Origin of the sequence: Vreelandella halophila (assembly GCF_009856365.1) — a bacterium.
GTDB classification, from domain to species: Bacteria; Pseudomonadota; Gammaproteobacteria; order Pseudomonadales; family Oleiphilaceae; genus Halospina; species Halospina utahensis_B.
The window spans coordinates 312608-329610 of record NZ_WMEX01000004.1 but is presented as its reverse complement, the minus strand read 5'-3'; the positions used below and the strand labels follow the sequence as shown (position 1 = coordinate 329610).

Annotated in this window: 14 protein-coding genes; 9 read left to right on the top strand and 5 right to left on the bottom strand. The window is 61.8% G+C overall.

The window, feature by feature from the left end:
* Nucleotides 1-11 precede the first annotated feature (11 nt).
* Nucleotides 12-3509 carry a transcription-repair coupling factor gene (gene mfd / locus GLW01_RS09200; RefSeq protein ID WP_151439363.1) on the bottom strand — a complete coding sequence of 1166 codons (3498 nt, stop codon included), beginning with the start codon at nucleotides 3507-3509 and terminating at the stop codon, nucleotides 12-14.
* A gap of 173 nt (nucleotides 3510-3682) precedes the next feature.
* Here mfd and GLW01_RS09195 point away from each other — a divergent pair, with 173 nt between their 5' ends.
* The 9 genes from GLW01_RS09195 to sthA all read left to right on the top strand — a co-directional run bounded on the left by GLW01_RS09195 (nucleotide 3683) and on the right by sthA (nucleotide 12995).
* Nucleotides 3683-5167, top strand: coding sequence for a glyceraldehyde-3-phosphate dehydrogenase (locus GLW01_RS09195; protein WP_151439364.1), 1485 nt, complete (start codon nucleotides 3683-3685; stop codon nucleotides 5165-5167).
* 144 nt (nucleotides 5168-5311) lie between these two features.
* Nucleotides 5312-6667: a Na(+)-translocating NADH-quinone reductase subunit A gene (locus GLW01_RS09190; protein ID WP_160898855.1), complete on the top strand. Its 1356-nt coding sequence runs from the start codon at nucleotides 5312-5314 to the stop codon at nucleotides 6665-6667.
* Nucleotides 6668-6670: 3 nt separating this feature from the next.
* Nucleotides 6671-7879 carry an NADH:ubiquinone reductase (Na(+)-transporting) subunit B gene (locus GLW01_RS09185; protein ID WP_151439366.1) on the top strand — a complete coding sequence of 403 codons (1209 nt, stop codon included), beginning with the start codon at nucleotides 6671-6673 and terminating at the stop codon, nucleotides 7877-7879.
* Nucleotides 7866-8666 (top strand): Na(+)-translocating NADH-quinone reductase subunit C, encoded by an 801-nt coding sequence (locus GLW01_RS09180; protein ID WP_151439367.1) that lies wholly within the window; start codon nucleotides 7866-7868, stop codon nucleotides 8664-8666. Before GLW01_RS09185 ends, GLW01_RS09180 begins: the two co-directional genes overlap by 14 nt.
* A gap of 3 nt (nucleotides 8667-8669) precedes the next feature.
* Nucleotides 8670-9335 (top strand): NADH:ubiquinone reductase (Na(+)-transporting) subunit D, encoded by a 666-nt coding sequence (locus tag GLW01_RS09175; RefSeq protein WP_160898854.1) that lies wholly within the window; start codon nucleotides 8670-8672, stop codon nucleotides 9333-9335.
* Nucleotides 9335-9943, top strand: a complete 609-nt coding sequence (gene nqrE / locus GLW01_RS09170) for an NADH:ubiquinone reductase (Na(+)-transporting) subunit E (protein WP_151439369.1) — start codon at nucleotides 9335-9337, stop codon at nucleotides 9941-9943. The genes GLW01_RS09175 and nqrE overlap by 1 nt, the downstream gene beginning before the upstream one ends.
* A gap of 36 nt (nucleotides 9944-9979) precedes the next feature.
* Nucleotides 9980-11206: an NADH:ubiquinone reductase (Na(+)-transporting) subunit F gene (gene nqrF / locus GLW01_RS09165; RefSeq protein WP_151439370.1), complete on the top strand. Its 1227-nt coding sequence runs from the start codon at nucleotides 9980-9982 to the stop codon at nucleotides 11204-11206.
* Nucleotides 11207-11304: 98 nt separating this feature from the next.
* Nucleotides 11305-11553 (top strand): (Na+)-NQR maturation NqrM, encoded by a 249-nt coding sequence (gene nqrM / locus GLW01_RS09160; RefSeq protein WP_095617051.1) that lies wholly within the window; start codon nucleotides 11305-11307, stop codon nucleotides 11551-11553.
* Nucleotides 11554-11600: 47 nt separating this feature from the next.
* Entirely contained in the window at nucleotides 11601-12995 is a 1395-nt protein-coding gene (gene sthA / locus GLW01_RS09155) for a Si-specific NAD(P)(+) transhydrogenase (RefSeq protein WP_095617050.1), read from the top strand.
* On the opposite strand, the gene GLW01_RS09150 is transcribed toward sthA, so the two are convergent.
* From GLW01_RS09150 to dusA, 4 genes are all read right to left on the bottom strand, one after another.
* A complete protein-coding gene (locus GLW01_RS09150; protein WP_151439651.1) occupies nucleotides 12979-13782 on the bottom strand; it encodes a glycerophosphodiester phosphodiesterase in 804 nt (267 codons plus the stop codon). The two genes, sthA and GLW01_RS09150, sit on opposite strands and share 17 nt — an antisense overlap.
* A 17-nt stretch (nucleotides 13783-13799) precedes the next feature.
* The gene (locus GLW01_RS09145; RefSeq protein WP_160898853.1) at nucleotides 13800-14912 is read right to left on the bottom strand and encodes a 3-deoxy-7-phosphoheptulonate synthase; all 1113 of its coding nucleotides are present in this window, start codon (nucleotides 14910-14912) and stop codon (nucleotides 13800-13802) included.
* Nucleotides 14913-14938: 26 nt separating this feature from the next.
* Complete coding sequence (gene tal / locus GLW01_RS09140; protein WP_160898852.1) at nucleotides 14939-15904, bottom strand: transaldolase; 966 nt, start codon at nucleotides 15902-15904, stop codon at nucleotides 14939-14941.
* Nucleotides 15905-16008: 104 nt separating this feature from the next.
* Nucleotides 16009-17001 carry a tRNA dihydrouridine(20/20a) synthase DusA gene (gene dusA / locus GLW01_RS09135; RefSeq protein WP_160898851.1) on the bottom strand — a complete coding sequence of 331 codons (993 nt, stop codon included), beginning with the start codon at nucleotides 16999-17001 and terminating at the stop codon, nucleotides 16009-16011.
* Nucleotides 17002-17003 lie beyond the last annotated feature (2 nt).

The following is a 17003-nucleotide window of genomic DNA, read 5'->3' as shown; positions in this document are numbered from 1 at the left end:
GGCAGTCTCCTCTATTGGGTTCCTTTGCTCTCCGTGGCGCGTTCTTCCAGAAGCGTCAGGAAGCGATCAAGATCATTGAGTCTATCATCCGCGGTTTCCCCGTTCAGCCGGAACTTCAGCTGGTCACCACTTTCCAGCGCGTAGTCCGCGGGCGAGCTCTGGACCAGTTCCACCAGCACCAGTGGATCCACCCGGGTATCGGCGCTGAATGCCATGGTGGCGGAGGAGCCTGCTGCATCCACCTTGCTGATCCCGAGCGCTTCAGCCCGGATGCGCAGCCCGGTCTGGCGTACCAGGTTCTTGAGTGGCTCGGGCAGCAGGCCGAAGCGATCGATGATTTCCACCTGAAGCTCCTTCAGCTGTTCCTGGCTCTGGGTGCTGGCCAGGCGCTTGTAGAGGATCAGGCGCTGGTGGACGTCCGGCAGGTAGTCCTCGGGGATCAGTGCCGGGATGCGCAGGTTGATCTCGGTACCATGGCGGATGGGCAGGTCCGCATTGGGCGTGCGCCCCTCACGGATGGCCTTCACGGCTTCGTCCAGCAGTTCCATGTAGAGGGTCAGGCCCACGCCCTGGATCTGGCCGCTCTGGTCGTCGCCCAGCAGTTCGCCGGCGCCGCGGATCTCCAGGTCGTGTGTGGCGAGCATGAAGCCGGCACCCAGGTCCTGGGCGGCGGCAATGGCATCCAGGCGTTTCTCCGCATCGCCGGTGATCTTCTTGCCTTCCGGTGTCAGGAGATAGGCGTAGGCCTGGTGATGGGAGCGGCCGACCCGGCCCCGGAGCTGGTGCAGCTGGGCCAGTCCGAAGCGGTCCGCGCGCTCAATGAGGATGGTGTTGGCACTCGGGATGTCGATGCCGGTTTCGATGATGGTGGTGCAGACCAGCACATTGAAGCGCTTGTGGTAGAAGTCGGACATGATCTGCTCGAGTTCGCGCTCGCGCATCTGCCCGTGGGCCACACCCACCCGGGCCTCGGGAACCAGGGTCCGGACCTCTTCGGCCAGGCGCTCAATGGATTCCACATCATTGTGCAGGTAGTAGACCTGGCCGCCACGCAGGATTTCCCGGAGTATCGCCTCCTTCACAAGGGCATCCTCGCGCCGGCGCACGAAGGTCTTGACGGAAAGCCGCCGGGCGGGCGGCGTGGCGATGATGGACAGGTCCCGCAGGTTGCCCATGGCCATGTTCAGGGTCCGCGGGATGGGCGTTGCGGTGAGGGTGAGCACGTCCACCTGGGCGCGCAGCTGCTTGAGCTTTTCTTTCTGGTTAACGCCGAAGCGGTGTTCCTCGTCGATGATCGCCAGTCCCAGGTCGGGGAAGTTGAGGTCCCCCTGGAGCAGCTTATGGGTGCCGATGATGATGTCCGCCTCGCCCTCGGCAGCGCGCGCCATGGTCGCCTGCTGCTGTTTCTGGCTGCGGAAGCGGCTGAGCAGTTCCACGCGCACGCCGGTCTCGGCAAAACGGTCGCGGAAGGAGTCGTAATGCTGCTGGGCGAGCAGGGTGGTGGGCACCAGCACCACCACCTGTTTGCCGGCGTGGGTCGCCAGGAAAGCGGCACGCATGGCCACTTCCGTCTTGCCGAAGCCCACATCGCCGCAGATCAGCCGGTCCATGGGCTGCTTACTGGCCATGTCGTTTTCGACGGCTTCAATGGCCGCCATCTGGTCCGGTGTTTCCTCGAACGGAAACTCGGCGCAGAAGGAGCGGTAGGCGTCATCCGGCTGCGGGAAGGCGTAACCCTGGCTGGCTTCGCGCCGGGCGTACACGTCCAGCAGTTCGGCGGCGGTGTCCCGGACCTTCTCCAGTGCTTTCTGTTTGGCCTGGTTCCATTTCTCGGAACCAAGCCTGTGCAGGGGCGCGGTGGCATCATCCACGCCGCTGTAGCGTGAGATCAGGTGCAGGTTGGAGACCGGCACATAGAGGTTGGCGCCATTGGCGTACTGCAGGGTCAGGAACTCGGTGGGCTGGCCGTCCACCTCGATGGTCTGCAGCCCCTGGTAGCGGCCGATGCCGTGGTCAATGTGCACCACAGGAGCGCCGACGCGCAGCTCGGAAAGATCCCGGATGCTGCCTTCGGTGTCCGAGTCGGTGGCACGCTGGCGCCGCCGGCGCTGCATCACCCGCTGGCCGTAGAGTTCCGCCTCCGCGATGACGCAGACCCCGGATTCGTCGAGCCAGGCGCCGTGTTCCAGAGGGCCCGTGCAAAGGCCCACGGTGTCGCTGCCGGTCTGGAATTGCTGCCAGTGATCAACTTCCCTTGGGTCCCAGCCATACTGCTTCAGCTGCTCCAGAAGCGCTTCGCGGCGGCCGGCGGAGTCGGCTGCAAACAGCACGCGGGGTGAATACTGGTCCATGAAGCTCCGCAGCTTCGCTGCCGGATCCTCCGCGCGGGCGTCCAGTGCTATGTCGGGCAGCGGTGCACAGGGCATGTTGAGCACACCGGCACCCTCGGGCTGTTCCCCGGCAAACCAGGTGACCCGGGGCAGGCGGCGGATGTGCCGGAAGCATTCCTCGGTCCGCAGGAACACCTCCTTCGGGGACAGTATCGGTCGGTAACGGTCGTACCGGCGTTCCTCGTAGCGCTCATCAACCTCCGCCTGGAAGTGATCCAGCGCCCCCTGGAGGTCGGGATCCGTCAGGACCAGTGACTGCTGCGGGAGGTAGTCGAACAGGGTGGCGGTTTCGTCAAAGAAAAGCGGCAGGAAATACTCGATCCCCGGAGGCCGGATGCCGGCGGCCACGTCCTGATACACCGGGGCCTCGCGCGGTGCCTCCGGGAATGCCTCGTTCCAGCGGTTGCGGAAGCGCTGGCGCGAGCGCTCGTCCCAGGGGAATTCATGGGCGGGGAGCAGTTCAATGCGTTCCACCTGGTCAATGGAGCGCTGGGTCTCCGGATCGAAGGTGCGGAGTGTTTCCACTTCATCATCGAAGAGTTCGATCCGGTAGGGGAGGTCGGCTCCCATCGGGTAGATGTCGAGGATTGAGCCGCGTACGGCGTATTCGCCGTGTTCCTGGACGTTATCGGCATGGCGGTAGCCCACGGCCTCGAGCCGCTGGCGCCAGTCGTCAATCGGCAGCGGATCCCCTGTCGCCAGCAGAAGTGTGTTGCCCTCGGTGAACGAGGGTGGCGGCAGCCGGTGCATCAGGGTCCTGGCCGGCAGTACCAGGAGGCCGCGCTGCATTCGCGGCAGCTGGTGCAGGGTCCGTATGCGCTGGGAAATGATCGCCTCATGGGGCGAGAACATATCGTAAGGGAGTGTCTCCCAGTCCGGCAGAGAGAGCAGGGCATCATCCTGTTCATCATCACGGTAGAACGCCAGTTCCTGCTCAAGCGCCTGGGCTTCGTCAGTGCTGCCAGTGATCACCAGAGTAAGCCCTGGGAAGCGCCGGCTGGCTTCAAGTATGGCCAGGGAGCGGGCGCTGCCGGGGAGCGATCCCCAGTGTCGGTGATCGCCGCCGCGGGTGGGTGGATCGGCGGGCAGGAGCGGGGACTGGGTGCTGGTCTGGTTCATCAACGCTGCATGGTTGGTGTGCGGAGGCGCCATTCTAAGCCTGAGGCGCCGTGCCTGCCACCCCGGCGCGGCGGAGTCGATTGCGCCGGAGCGCTTTAAACTGGATAATACGCCAGCCCGCAAGGGCCAGAGGCCATGACCCGACATACACCCTGTTTCAGAGGACCCTGATCGTGAGCCAGGAGCAACTCAACCGCTACTTTTCCGACTGGACCGAGCGCGAAGCCATCGCTGAAGCCATGATTCCGTTGATCGGCCGTCTGTACCGCCGCAACAATGTGGTGACGTCCATGTACGGCCGCGCGCTGATCAACCAGTCGGTCATCAACATCCTCAAGGCACACCGATTCGTGCGCCAGATTGAGGCGGAAGAGCTGGATGTCCACGACACCTACCCGGTCCTCGAGACACTGGATCGGCTGAACCTGGGTCAGGCGCACATCGACGTCGGCAAGCTGGCGAACCAGTACAACCAGGTGCGTGACGAACAGAGCCTGGAGGACTTCCTGCGTGAAGCGGTCAATCCGGTCGTTGACCGGTACGACGAGGAGGCCAAAGCCGCGAGCGAGAGCGAAACCAAGGACATTGTCCTTTACGGTTTCGGTCGGATCGGGCGCTACCTCGCCCGGATCCTGGTGGAGAAGGCCGGCGGCGGCAACAACCTGCGCCTGCGTGCCATCGTCGTGCGCAAGGGCGGAGCCGAGAACGACCTGGAAAAGCGCGCCAGCCTGCTGCGCCGTGACTCCGTGCATGGCTCCTTCCGCGGCACCATTACGGTGGACGAGGAAAACGAGGCCATCATCGCCAATGGCAACTACATCAAGGTCATCTACTCCGATGGCCCGGATCAGGTGGATTACACCCAGTACGGCATCGACAACGCCATCATCATCGACAATACCGGTAAGTGGCGTGATGACGAAGGTCTGGGCCTGCACCTCAAGTCCAAGGGGGCCAGCCGTGTCGTCCTGACAGCGCCCGGTAAGGGCAACATCAAGAACATTGTTCCGGGCATCAACAATGATCTGTACACGGACGAGGATCGGATTCTCTCCGTGGCGTCCTGTACCACCAATGCCATCACCCCCGTTCTCAAGGCGGTGAAGGAGCAGTTCGGTATTGTTGATGGGCACATGGAGACGGTCCATGCCTACACCAACGACCAGAACCTGATCGACAACTACCACAAGGGTGAGCGCCGGGGGCGCAGCGCGCCGCTGAACATGGTCCTGACCGAGACCGGGGCGGCCAAGGCGGTTGCCAAGGCCCTGCCGGACCTGGACGGCAAGCTCACCGGCAACGCCATCCGGGTGCCCACGCCCAACGTGTCCATGGCCATTCTCAATCTGAACCTTGAGAAGGCGGCAGCGCGTGATGAAATGAACGAGTTCCTGCGGGACGTGGCGCTGCACTCGGATCTACAGAAGCAGGTTGATTACGTGAGTTCCCCCGAGGTGGTGTCCTCCGACTTTGTGGGCTCCCGCCATGCAGGGGTTGTGGATGGCCAGGCCACGATCGCCAATGGAAATCGTGTTGTGCTCTATGTCTGGTATGACAACGAGGCGGGCTACAGCGCTCAGGTCATCCGGCTGGTGAGCGAGATGGCCGGTATGTCCTTCCCCATCTTCCCGGAGCGCGGCACCGCTGCGGACCACTGACTGCATCCCTGCATGACCGGCCCGCGGCGCGCCTCCCACTTATGGGGTAGGTGCTCAGGGCCGGTTCTGTGTGGAATCCTGTGCCTGGTATCTCTATAATTGGGCCGGTTTTTCACTCCATCCAGTTCTGATTGGGCAAAGCGAATGATCAAGATCAAGAAAGGCCTCGATCTTCCGATAACTGGCGCGCCCGAACCGACCATCGAGCAGGGACGGCCTGTACGGCATGTGGCCCTGACCGGTTTTGACTACATCGGCATGAAGCCGACTCTGAAGGTTCGGGAGGGCGACCAGGTTAAGCGGGGGCAGCTCCTTTTCACGGACAAGAAGAACGAAGGCGTTGTCTACACCGCTCCGGCCGGTGGCACCGTCCGGGAAATCAACCGCGGGGAACGGCGTGTTTTCCAGTCTCTCGTCATCGAAGTGGATGAGAATGAGGAGGCGGAAACCTTCAGCCGTTACAGCGCTTCCGAGATTGACGGGCTTGCCCGTCAGGACGTGGTGGATAACCTTGTCAATTCCGGCATGTGGACGGTGATCAGAACCCGTCCCTACAGCAAGGTGCCGGCGATTGATGCGCCGGAGCCTCACGCGATTTTCGTCTCCGCGATGGATACCCATCCGCTGGCACCGGATCCCCAGACCATCATCAATGAGGATCCCGAGGCGTTCGAGAACGGTCTGCGCGTACTCTCACGGCTGACCAGTGGCTCCGTCCACCTGGGCAGTGGCCCGGATGCCCGGATATCGATGCCCTCGGGCGACCAGTTCCAGCAGCATACGTTTGATGGCCCCCATCCCGCCGGCAATGTCGGCACCCATATCCACTTCATTGACCCCGTGGGCGGTGAGAAAGTGGTCTGGACGGTGGGCTACCAGAATGTGATGGACATCGGCCGCCTTTTCACCACCGGCATGCTGCCCACGGAACAGATCGTGGCCATTACCGGTCCCTGTGCCGCCAAGCCGCGTCTGCTCCGCACCCGTATCGGTGCCAGCCTCGAGGAACTGCTCGAAGGTGAGCTGGAGCAGGGCGATATGGATATCCGGCTGGTGAACGGCTCCGTGCTGGGCGGCCGCGCCGCACGTGGGCCGGTAAGCTATCTGGCACGCACGGCCACCCAGGTCACCGCCCTTGAAGAAGGCTATCGCCGGCACTTCATGGGATGGCTCTCGCCCGGGTCCAACCGGTTCTCCCGCCTCAATATCTACCTTTCCAAGCTGATGCCGGGTAAGCGGTTCAACTTCACAACCACCACCAATGGCTCAGAGCGGGCCATGGTTCCGATCGGAGTCTACGAGGAGGTGATGCCCCTCGACATTCTGCCCACCCAGCTGCTGCGTTCGCTGATCGTTCAGGACACCGAACAGGCCCAGCAACTCGGGGCACTGGAACTCGACGAGGAAGACCTTGCTCTGTGCACCTTCGTGTGTCCCGGCAAGTATGAGTTCGGGCCGATTCTCCGACAGAATCTGACGCGCATTGAGATCGAGGGCTGATTCATGGGGCTGAGACAGATATTCGACCGGATTGAGCCGCACTTCGAGAAAGGGGGGCGTTTTGAGCGCTGGTATCCCCTGTACGAAGCGGTGGACACCATTTTCTATACACCGCCATCGGTGACCCGGACCAACGCCCATGTGCGTGATGGCATTGATCTCAAGCGGATCATGATCACCGTGTGGTTCTGTGTCTTCCCGGCCATGTTCTTCGGTATGTGGAACGCGGGTTACCAGGCCAACACCTATCTGGCCGAGCAGGGCATGGCCATGGCGGACGAGGGGCTGCGTGCCGCCTTCATCTCCGCACTGGCGGGCAATGACCCCGGCAGCATCTGGGATAACATCATCTTCGGTGCCGCCTATTTCGTTCCCATCTACTTCGTGACCTTCGTGGTTGGCGGTTTCTGGGAAGTCCTCTTCGCGACCGTGCGCAAGCATGAGGTCAATGAAGGGTTCTTTGTCACCTCCATTCTGTTCGCGCTCATACTGCCGCCCACTATTCCCCTGTGGCAGGTGGCGCTGGGCATCACCTTCGGTGTGGTTGTCGCCAAGGAGATCTTCGGGGGTACCGGCAAGAACTTCCTGAACCCGGCACTGACCGGGCGGGCCTTCCTGTACTTCGCGTATCCCGCCCAGATCTCGGGCAACGAGGTCTGGACCGCCGTGGACGGTTTCAGCGGTGCGACCGCACTGAGTGTCGCTGCTTCCAGTGGCATGGAGGGGTTGAGTAATCATCTGACCTGGTTTGATGCCTTCTTCGGGTTCATGCAGGGGTCCGTCGGTGAGACGTCAACACTGGCGATCCTGATCGGTGGTGCTGTGCTGCTGTTGATGAAGATCGCCAGTTATCGCATCGTGTTTGGTACGCTGATAGGTCTGATCGGCACGGCGCTGCTGTTCAATGCGGTGGGCTCCGACAGTAATCCGATGTTTGAGATTCCGCCTCACTGGCACTTTGTGATCGGAGGTTTCGCGTTTGCCATGATGTTCATGGCGACGGATCCGGTGTCCGCGTCCATGACCAACACCGGGCGTTGGGTGTTCGGCATCTTCATCGGCGTGATGACGGTACTGATCCGGGTTGTGAATCCGGCATTCCCGGAAGGGGTGATGCTCGCAATCCTGTTCGCGAACCTGTTCGCACCCTTCATCGACCACCTCGTCATTCAGGCGAATATCAAGCGGAGGCAGGCCCGTGTCGCAGTCTAACGATACCGTCAGCAAGATCCTGATCGTCGCCGTAACGCTCAGCATCGTCTTCTCCGTGATTGTCTCGGGCGCGGCGGTCACGCTGCGGCCGGCTCAGGAGCGGAATGAGGCTCTGAGCACCCGTTCCAACATGCTTGCCGCAGCCGGAATCATTGAGGCGGATGCATCCAATGACAGGGTCGCGGAAACGTTTGACCGGTTTGATGTGCTGCTGGTGGAAATGGGAACCGGTGAGACGGTTTCGCCTGAACAAGCCAAGGCGAAATCCGTGGAATCCTATGACCAGCGCCGGGCTTCCCGCGATCCGGATATCTCCCGGGGGCTTGAGAATGATCCGGCCGGCATCAACCGCCAGGCAATGTACCGCAAGGCCTTCGTTCTGAAGGACAATGGCTCGGTGGAGCGGGTGGTTCTACCGATTCACGGCTATGGACTCTGGTCCACCATGTACGGTTTCCTTGCCCTTGAAGGGGATGCGAACACTGTAGCCGGCCTGCGCTTCTACGAGCACGGTGAGACTCCGGGGCTGGGGGCGAAGATCCAGAGCCCGGACTGGGTTGCCAAGTGGAAGGGTAAGAAAATCTACGAGCCGGGCAACTGGCAGACCCCCAACTTCCGCCTGATCAAGGGTGGTGTGGGCGAGAACACCGAGGGCCGCGAGCATAAGGTTGATGCGCTTTCCGGGGCGACGCTGACATCCCGGGGTGTTGAAAGTACGATCAATTTCTGGCTTGGCGAGCGGGGCTATGCGCCCTTCCTCGCCAAGGTGCGCAACGGGGAGATCTGAGCCATGGCGGAACTGAAAACCAAAGACGTCCTGTTTGGACCCATACTGCACAATAACCCGATCGCACTTCAGATTCTGGGCATCTGTTCGGCTCTGGCCGTTACGTCCAGCGTCAAGGTGAGTCTGGTGATGTGTGCCTCCGTGATCGCGGTGACCTGTGCCTCAAACTTTGCGGTATCGCTGATCCGCAAACAGATTCCGAGCAGTATCCGGATCATTGTCCAGATGACCATCATCGCCTCTCTGGTCATTGTCGTGGACCAGTTCCTCAAGGCGTTCGCCTACGAGATCAGTAAGCAGCTTTCGGTGTTCGTGGGCCTGATCATCACCAACTGCATCATCCTCGGCCGGGCCGAAGGGTTCGCGATGCAGAACGGGCCCTGGCTGAGCTTTGTGGACGGTCTTGGTAACGGCCTGGGCTACAGCCTGATCCTGATTGTGGTGGCCACGTTCCGGGAGATCCTGGGTGCGGGTACCTGGATGGGCTTAACGGTACTGCCACTGGCCAGTGAGGGCGGCTTCTATGTCCCGAACGGCCTGATGCTGCTCCCGCCGAGCGCCTTCTTCCTGATCGGCTTCTTCATCTGGGCCGTGCGGATCTGGGATCCGGACCAGATCGAGGAGGAGGAGTTCGAGATGCAGCCCCATAAAGTACGGGAGGCGTTCTGATGGAACACTATATCAGCCTCATCCTCCAGGCCGTTTTCGTCGAAAACCTGGCGCTGGCCTTCTTCCTGGGGATGTGTACCTTCCTGGCCATCTCCAAGAAGGTAGAAGCCGCTATGGGACTGGGGATTGCCGTGGTGGTGGTGCTCACCATCTCGGTCCCGGTGAACAACCTCATCTACAACTATGTCCTGCGTGATGGCGCCCTGTCCTGGGCAGGGCTGCCCAACATGAACCTGAGCTTTCTCGGGCTTTTGACCTATATTGGTGTGATCGCGGCTCTGGTCCAGATTCTGGAGATGTTCCTGGACCGCTATGTGCCGGCACTGTACAGCGCGCTGGGGGTTTTCCTGCCGCTGATCACGGTGAACTGTGCGATCCTGGGCGCGTCACTGTTCATGGTCGAGCGTGACTATGCGTTCGGTGAGAGCGTGGCCTATGGGTTCGGTGCCGGCGTTGGCTGGGCCCTGGCCATCGTGGCCCTGGCGGGCATCCGCGAGAAGCTCAAGTACAGTGATGTTCCGCCGGGACTGCGTGGACTCGGCATCACATTCATTACCGTGGGGCTGATGTCGCTCGGTTTCATGTCCTTCTCGGGCATATCGCTGTAATACGGCGTATTCGGATACAAGGCAGAAGGCGGAGTCATGGTTACAGAAATCATACTGGGCGTGGTGATGTTCACCGTGATCGTCCTGTCGCTGGTCGCGGTCATCCTTGGTGCGCGGGCACGACTGGTCAGTTCCGGTGACATTGAGATCGAGGTCAATGGTGACCCGGAACACAGCTTCACGACACAGGGCGGCGGTAAGCTCCTGGGTAAGCTCGCCGAGCAGGGCATCTTCCTGTCGTCCGCCTGTGGCGGTGGCGGAAGCTGTGGCCAGTGCGTTTGCAAGGTTCACGAGGGTGGCGGCTCCGTGCTGCCAACGGAGAAGAACCACTTCACGCCGCGGGAGCAGCGTGAAGGCTGGCGCCTCTCCTGCCAGGTGCCCGTGAAGCAGGACATGAAGGTTGAGGTACCGGAGGAGTTCTTCGGTGTGCGCAAGTGGGAGTGCACGGTCCAGTCGAACCACAACGTGGCCACCTTCATCAAGGAAACCATCCTCAACCTGCCGGAAGGTGAGGAAGTGGACTTCCGTGCCGGGGGCTATGTGCAGTTCGAGGCGCCTGCGCACGAGGTGCACTTCAAGGACTTCGACGTCGAGGAGGAGTACCACGAGGACTGGGACAAGCACGGTCTCTGGGACATCAAGTCGGTGGTGAAGGAAGATATCGTACGGGCCTACTCCATGGCCAACTATCCGGAAGAGAAGGGCGAGCTGCGCTTCAATATCCGGATCGCGACGCCACCGCCGGGGACCAACCATCCGCCGGGGCAGATGTCCTCTTACGTCTTCTCCCTGAAACCGGGTGACAAGATGACGGTGATGGGTCCCTTCGGCGAGTTCTTTGCCAAGGATACCGATGCGGAGATGTGCTTCATTGGTGGTGGTGCCGGTATGGCTCCGATGCGGGCGCATATCTTCGACCAGCTCAAGCGCATCAACACCAACAGGAAGATCACCTTCTGGTATGGCGCGCGCAGCAGGCGTGAGATGTTCTATGTGGAGGACTTCAACCAGCTCCAGGAGGACTTTGACAACTTCAATTGGCATGTGGCGCTGTCCGATCCACTGCCCGAGGACGAATGGGAAGGGGACGTCGGGTTCATCCATAATGTCCTCTATGAGAACTATCTGAAGCACCATGAGGCGCCCGAGGACATTGAGTACTACATGTGCGGGCCACCCATCATGAATGCGGTGACCATCAAGATGCTCAAGGATCTGGGCGTCGAGGATGAGAACATAGCCCTGGATGATTTCGGGGGCTGATCCCGCGAACACCCGACCAAGGTCGGGTGTTTTTGGTTGAATCCACTGGCGCCCGGGCGTCACCATGGCAATAGGTGGGTCCGTGTATGGAGGTAATCATGTTTGAGACATTTGTTCTGGCAGTAGTGCTTGTGATGGTGCTGATTGCCGGCATGTCGATCGGGGTCATCTTTGGGCGCAAGCCCATCAGCGGCTCGTGCGGGGGCGTGGGCAATCAGGTAGGCGGTGGCAGCGGCTGCTCCGTCTGCGGGCGGTCCTCGGGAAGCTGCTCCGACGATGACGAGGCGCCGGACGCTGGAGAAGCGGATAACCTGACCTACAATGCAGACAGCGACCGGCGGGCTTAAGCGGCACCGGTTACGGAATTCAGGTAGATAGAGGAGTGAGTGAGCGGATGTCGGATCAGCATTTTGATGTTGTGGTAATTGGTGCCGGGCCTGCAGGCGAAGGGGCCGCCATGAACGCGGCAAAGCACGGTCGGCGGGTTGCCATTGTGGATGACAAGCAGACGGTTGGCGGCAACTGCACCCACTGGGCAACCATTCCGTCCAAGGCGCTGCGTTACTCGGTCAAGCAGATCATCAACTTCAACACCAATCCGATGTTCCGCGATATCGGCGAGCCACGCTGGTTCTCCTTTCCCCGGGTCCTGCAGAACGCAGAACGCGTGCGCAACAAGCAGGTTAAACTTCGAACCGGGTTCTATGCCCGCAATCGGGTACAGCGCTTCCACAGCCGCGCGCGTTTCCTGGACCAGAACCAGCTGGAACTGCATGACGAGGAGACAGGTGGGCAGCGGATTACGGCGGACAGCTTCGTGATCGCCACGGGGTCATCGCCGTATCTGCCCCCGGATGTGGATTTCTCCCACGACCGGATCTACAACAGCGACTCGATCCTGACGCTTTCCCACACGCCGCGCACCATCACCATCTATGGTGCGGGCGTGATCGGCTGTGAATACGCGTCCATCTTCTGCGGCCTGGGCGTGAAAGTGGATCTGATCAACCCTGGCAGCCGTCTTCTGTCCTTCCTGGATGATGAGATTTCGGACGCCCTCAGCTACCACCTGCGGAACAACGGCGTGCTGGTCCGTCACAACGAGAAATACGAGTCGGTGGAGGGGGATGACCACGGGGTGGTGCTGAACCTTGAGTCTGGCAAGAAAGTGCGCTCCGATGCCTTCCTCTGGTGCAATGGCCGAAGCGGCAACACCGGCTCCCTGGGCCTTGAGAACGTGGGGCTTGAGACCAACTACCGTGGCCAGCTTGCCGTGGACGATCACTATCGGACCCAGGTCCCGAACATCTATGCCGTAGGCGATGTGATCGGCTGGCCGGGCCTTGCCAGTGCCGCGTACGATCAGGGCCGCTCGGCCTCGTCGGACATCATGGCGGACCGGTACTTCCGTTATGTGGATGACGTACCCACTGGCATCTATACCATTCCGGAGATCAGCTCCGTGGGTAAGACAGAGCGCGAGCTGACGGAAGCCAAGGTGCCCTATGAAGTGGGGCAGGCCTTCTTCAAGGATCTCGCCCGGGCGCAGATTTCCGGGGATCCGGTGGGTATGCTCAAGCTGCTGTTCCACAGAGAGACCAAGGAGCTTCTGGGCATCCACTGCTTCGGGGACCAGGCGGCGGAGATCGTCCACATCGGGCAGGCGATCATGAACCAGCCCGGTGAGGCGAATACGCTGGATTACTTCATCAACACCACCTTCAACTACCCCACCATGGCGGAAGCCTATCGGGTGGCGGCTCTCAACGGTCTCAACCGGATTTTCTGAGAGACGGTTCCGGGTCTGTGTCGGTCTCCGGGCCGCGCAGGCTCTCTACCTGATGCCCCAGCCGACGCCGGTTTTCGAAGTAGACCAGGGCGCTGGTTGGGTAGTCCGTGATCACGGACGCCACACCCATTTTCTCCAGCATCAGCATGTCGTGGATCCGGTTAACCGTCCATGTGGACACGCTCATGCCTTTGTTGCGGGCGTCGCTGACCAGACCCGCGCTGCAGATCCGGTGGTTGCAGCACAGGTACTGGCAGTCAAGACTCTTGGCCTGCCGGACCGGGGAAGGGAAGCGCCGTTCCGCCACATAGCCCAGGCTCACCCGGCGATCGAGCCTGCGGGCCGAGCGCAGGAAACCGGTATTGCTTGAGGTCAGGGTGATCCGCTCGTAGAGGTTTTCCCGCTGGATCCACTCGACCAGGCGGTTGCAGAGCCGGTTGAGCCGGCCCCGCTCGTCGGACTTCACTTCCAGCTGCAGATGCCTGTAGTCAGGGCAGGCCTGAACCACATCATCAAGACTGGGAATACCCGTGGCGTGGTGCCAGCTCGCGGTGTTCTGGCGGGCGTCCAGAGTACTCATCTCCAGGGCGGACACCGAGCTGACAGCCCGGTCACTGCCCGTGGTCCGCAGCAGGGAGCGATCATGGATGACCACGGGGACTCCGTCCTGGGACAGGATAATGTCCATTTCAAAGCGGCGGATGCCATGGCGGTAGGCGTGCATGAAGCCGGCAAGGGTGTTCTCGGGCGCTTCGCCTTTGGCGCCGCGATGGCCGTAGATCAGCATGGGCGCGGATGCCTCCTTCATCCGTTATCGGCGTAGAGCGCGCGCCGTTTGCGGTACGTTTCGTGGCAGAGTTCAACGTCTTTCAGGAACCGGGGCAGATCCCGGGGCAGCATTGCCTGAGGGCCGTCCACCAGGGCTTTTTCCGGGTTCGGATGGAAGTCCGCCAGGATCATGTTGGCCCCGGCGATCACCCCCTGGGCAGTGGCGTGGACGATGTCGGAAATTCCATCCGGTGCCCGGTCGCGGACACCCACGGAGTGGGAGGGGTCAATGCAGACCGGCATGCGGGTCAGGCGTTTGACCACCGGAATGTGAGCGAAATCAACAAGGTTGCGGTGTGGATTGCCGGCCTCGGTTTTCATGCCCCGAAGGCAGAAGATCACATTGGTATTGCCCTCGGTGGCCAGGTATTCAGCCGCGTTGAGGGATTCGTTCAGGGTGATGCCGAATCCACGCTTGAGCAGCACCGGGAAGGTGCTCTGGCGACCCAGAGCCTTGAGCAGCTCGAAGTTCTGGGTGTTACGGGTCCCGACCTGGAGCATCACGCCGGTCGGATGCCCGGTCTGCTCAAGGGCCTGTTCGATCTCCCACACATGATTCTCATGGGTCACCTCCATGGCGACTACCCGGATGTCGTACCGGCCCGCGAGTTCGAACACCCAGGGCAGGCAGTCGGCGCCATGGCCCTGGAAGGAGTAGGGGTTGGTGCGGGGCTTGTAGGCGCCCATGCGGGTGCACTGCTGGCCATTGTCCTTCAGGGCGCGGAGCATCTCCTCCACGTGAGTGGGGTTGTCCACCGCGCACAGGCCGGCAAAGACATTGAGGTTGTCCTGGTCAAAGTGGATGCCGTTGTAGTCGAAGCCGGTCTGGCGTTCGGCGTCACTGTGCCTGCCCAGAACACGGAAATCGTCGGAAATGCGGATGACCCGCTCGACGGCGGGCAGTGCTTCAATCTCTCCGGCGTCGAGGGCCTTGGTATCGCCGATCAGGTAGACCTCGGTCAGTGTCTGCTGGCTCCCGAGCACGTCATGGACACGAACCTCGACATTGCTGAGCTGATCGAGGAAGTTCATGGTCTCGCGGTACGCTTCGCTGTCGCGAGCCGTATCCGGGTGAAGTATCAGTAGCATGGGCCCTCCGGGTCTCTGTATGGCGTTCAGGCGGCCTGGATCCAGTCTCCCAGATTCTTCTCCAGCTGACGCTGGTCGGCGGCAAAGCGCCGGATGCCATCAGCAAGCTTATCGGTGGCCATGGCATCCTCATTGAGGCGCCAGCGGAAGCCGCTCTCATCCAGCGGGGGGTATGTTTCCGTTTGGCTGGCGTTCCCGGGATCCAGGCGACGTTCCAGAGTGCCGGTATCCTGTGACAGCGATTCCAGCAGCTGCGGGCTGATTGTCAGCCGGTCGCAGCCGGCCAGGTGCTCGATCTCGCCCTGGTTGCGGAAACTCGCCCCCATGACGATGGTGCGGTAGTTGTGTGCCTTGTAATAGTCGTAGATGCGCTGTACCGAGCGCACACCGGGATCCTCAGCCGGATCAATGGCATCCAGGCCCGCCTGCGCCAGATGCCAGTCGAGGATACGCCCCACAAATGGCGAAATCAGTGTGGCGCCGGCATCGGCGCAGGCCATCGCCTGGGTGAATGAGAACAGCAGTGTCAGGTTGCACGCAATGCCTTCGCGCTCCAGAACCCGGGCTGCCTGGATGCCTTCCCAGGTGGCGGCGATCTTGATCATGACCCTGTCGGTGTCCACGCCCCGTTGGCGGTAGAGTTGCGTAAGCTCGCGGGCACGGGCAATGGTGGCATCACGGTCAAACGACAGGCGCGCATCGACCTCCGTGGACACCATGCCGGGCACGCTCTCGAGGATCTGTTCTCCCGCCAGTACGGCCAGGCAGTCCCCGGCCAGAACCGGGTCCGGAGAGGCGCTCCGGTCCTGTTCCCGGGCCCAGGCCAGTGCCTGTTCCACCAGGTTGCGATAGGCGTCGGAGGACACGGCCTTGAGCAGCAGCGACGGGTTGGTTGTGGCGTCCCTCGGCTGCCACTGACGGATGGCGTCCAGGTCACCGGTGTCGGCGACCACAGTGGTCATTTGGCGGAGCTGATCAAGTTTGGAAGTCATCGGCTGGTTGCGTCCATTGTGCATCCGGGTGTCTGGAACCCTGAAGGGTAACCCGAGTCACGATAGCGCGCTGTCGCCGGTGTCACAAGCGCGGAATCCGCCTGTCAGGCGGCATCGGCCTTTTCCTGGACCAGCGCCAGCGCATCCCGGACAACCCCGGTGCCGGCCCCGGCGCGATGGGCGTTCTCGCTGAGATGGCGGCGGAACTGGCGGCCGCCCGCACAGCCGTGGAAAAGGTTCATGATGTGGCGGCTCATCGCCTGCAGGGGGACGCCCTCGGCCAGGCGCCGTTCCAGATAGGGAATGAACCGCTCAATGGCCTCTGTACGCGTGATGCAGGGCTCTGGTGTGCCGTGGATCTCCGGGTCCACGCGGCTCAGCAGCCAGGGCTGCTGGTAGGCGGCGCGGCCGATCATGACGCCGTCCACGTGCCGGAGCTGTTCGCGAATGGCGTCCATCTGCCAGAAGCCGCCATTGATGATGATTTCCAGCTGGGGGAACCGTTTCCGCAGGGCATGGACCCAGTCGTACTTCAGTGGCGGCACCTCCCGGTTCTCCTTGGGGCTGAGCCCCTGAAGGATGGCGATGCGCGCGTGTACGATGAAGGTGCGGCATCCGGCCTCCGCGACCCGCTCGATGAAGTGGACCAGGTCCTCCCACTGCTCGTGGCCGTCGATGCCGATGCGGTGTTTGACGGTGACGGGCAGGGCAGTGCTCGCCTTCATGGCGGCCACCGCGCGGGCAACAGTGTCCGGCTCCGCCATCAGGCAGGCGCCGATACGGTTGTTCTGGACCCGGTCGCTGGGGCACCCCACGTTCAGGTTGACCTCATCATAGCCCCAGGCCTCGGCCATGGCCGCGCACTGGGCGAGTTCCGCAGGGTCTGCGCCCCCCAGCTGCAGCGCAACGGGATGCTCCTCCGCGTCATAGTCCAGGAAGCGTGCCCGGTCGCCATGGATGAGGGCGCCAGTGGTTACCATTTCGGTGTAGAGCAGGGCATGACGGGTCAGGCCCCGGACGAACCAGCGGTAGTCCCGGGTGGTGTGGTCCATCATTGGTGCGATGCTGAATCGGCGATCCGGTTCGGGGCGTTGCATGC

Bases quoted from the DNA above. Each gene is read 5' to 3' on its own strand.
- mfd (WP_151439363.1), bottom strand. From the start codon at position 3,509: ATGAACCAGACCAGCACCCAGTCCCCGCTCCTGCCCGCCGATCCACCC.
- GLW01_RS09190 (WP_160898855.1), top strand. From the start codon at position 5,312: ATGATCAAGATCAAGAAAGGCCTCGATCTTCCGATAACTGGCGCGCCC.
- nqrM (WP_095617051.1), top strand. From the start codon at position 11,305: ATGTTTGAGACATTTGTTCTGGCAGTAGTGCTTGTGATGGTGCTGATT.
- GLW01_RS09150 (WP_151439651.1), bottom strand. From the start codon at position 13,782: ATGCTGATCTACGGCCATCGCGGCGCCAAAGGCGAAGCGCCCGAGAAC.
- tal (WP_160898852.1), bottom strand. From the start codon at position 15,904: ATGACTTCCAAACTTGATCAGCTCCGCCAAATGACCACTGTGGTCGCC.
- GLW01_RS09185 (WP_151439366.1), top strand. From the start codon at position 6,671: ATGGGGCTGAGACAGATATTCGACCGGATTGAGCCGCACTTCGAGAAA.
- GLW01_RS09175 (WP_160898854.1), top strand. From the start codon at position 8,670: ATGGCGGAACTGAAAACCAAAGACGTCCTGTTTGGACCCATACTGCAC.
- nqrE (WP_151439369.1), top strand. From the start codon at position 9,335: ATGGAACACTATATCAGCCTCATCCTCCAGGCCGTTTTCGTCGAAAAC.
- dusA (WP_160898851.1), bottom strand. From the start codon at position 17,001: ATGCAACGCCCCGAACCGGATCGCCGATTCAGCATCGCACCAATGATG.
- sthA (WP_095617050.1), top strand. From the start codon at position 11,601: ATGTCGGATCAGCATTTTGATGTTGTGGTAATTGGTGCCGGGCCTGCA.
- GLW01_RS09145 (WP_160898853.1), bottom strand. From the start codon at position 14,912: ATGCTACTGATACTTCACCCGGATACGGCTCGCGACAGCGAAGCGTAC.
- nqrF (WP_151439370.1), top strand. From the start codon at position 9,980: ATGGTTACAGAAATCATACTGGGCGTGGTGATGTTCACCGTGATCGTC.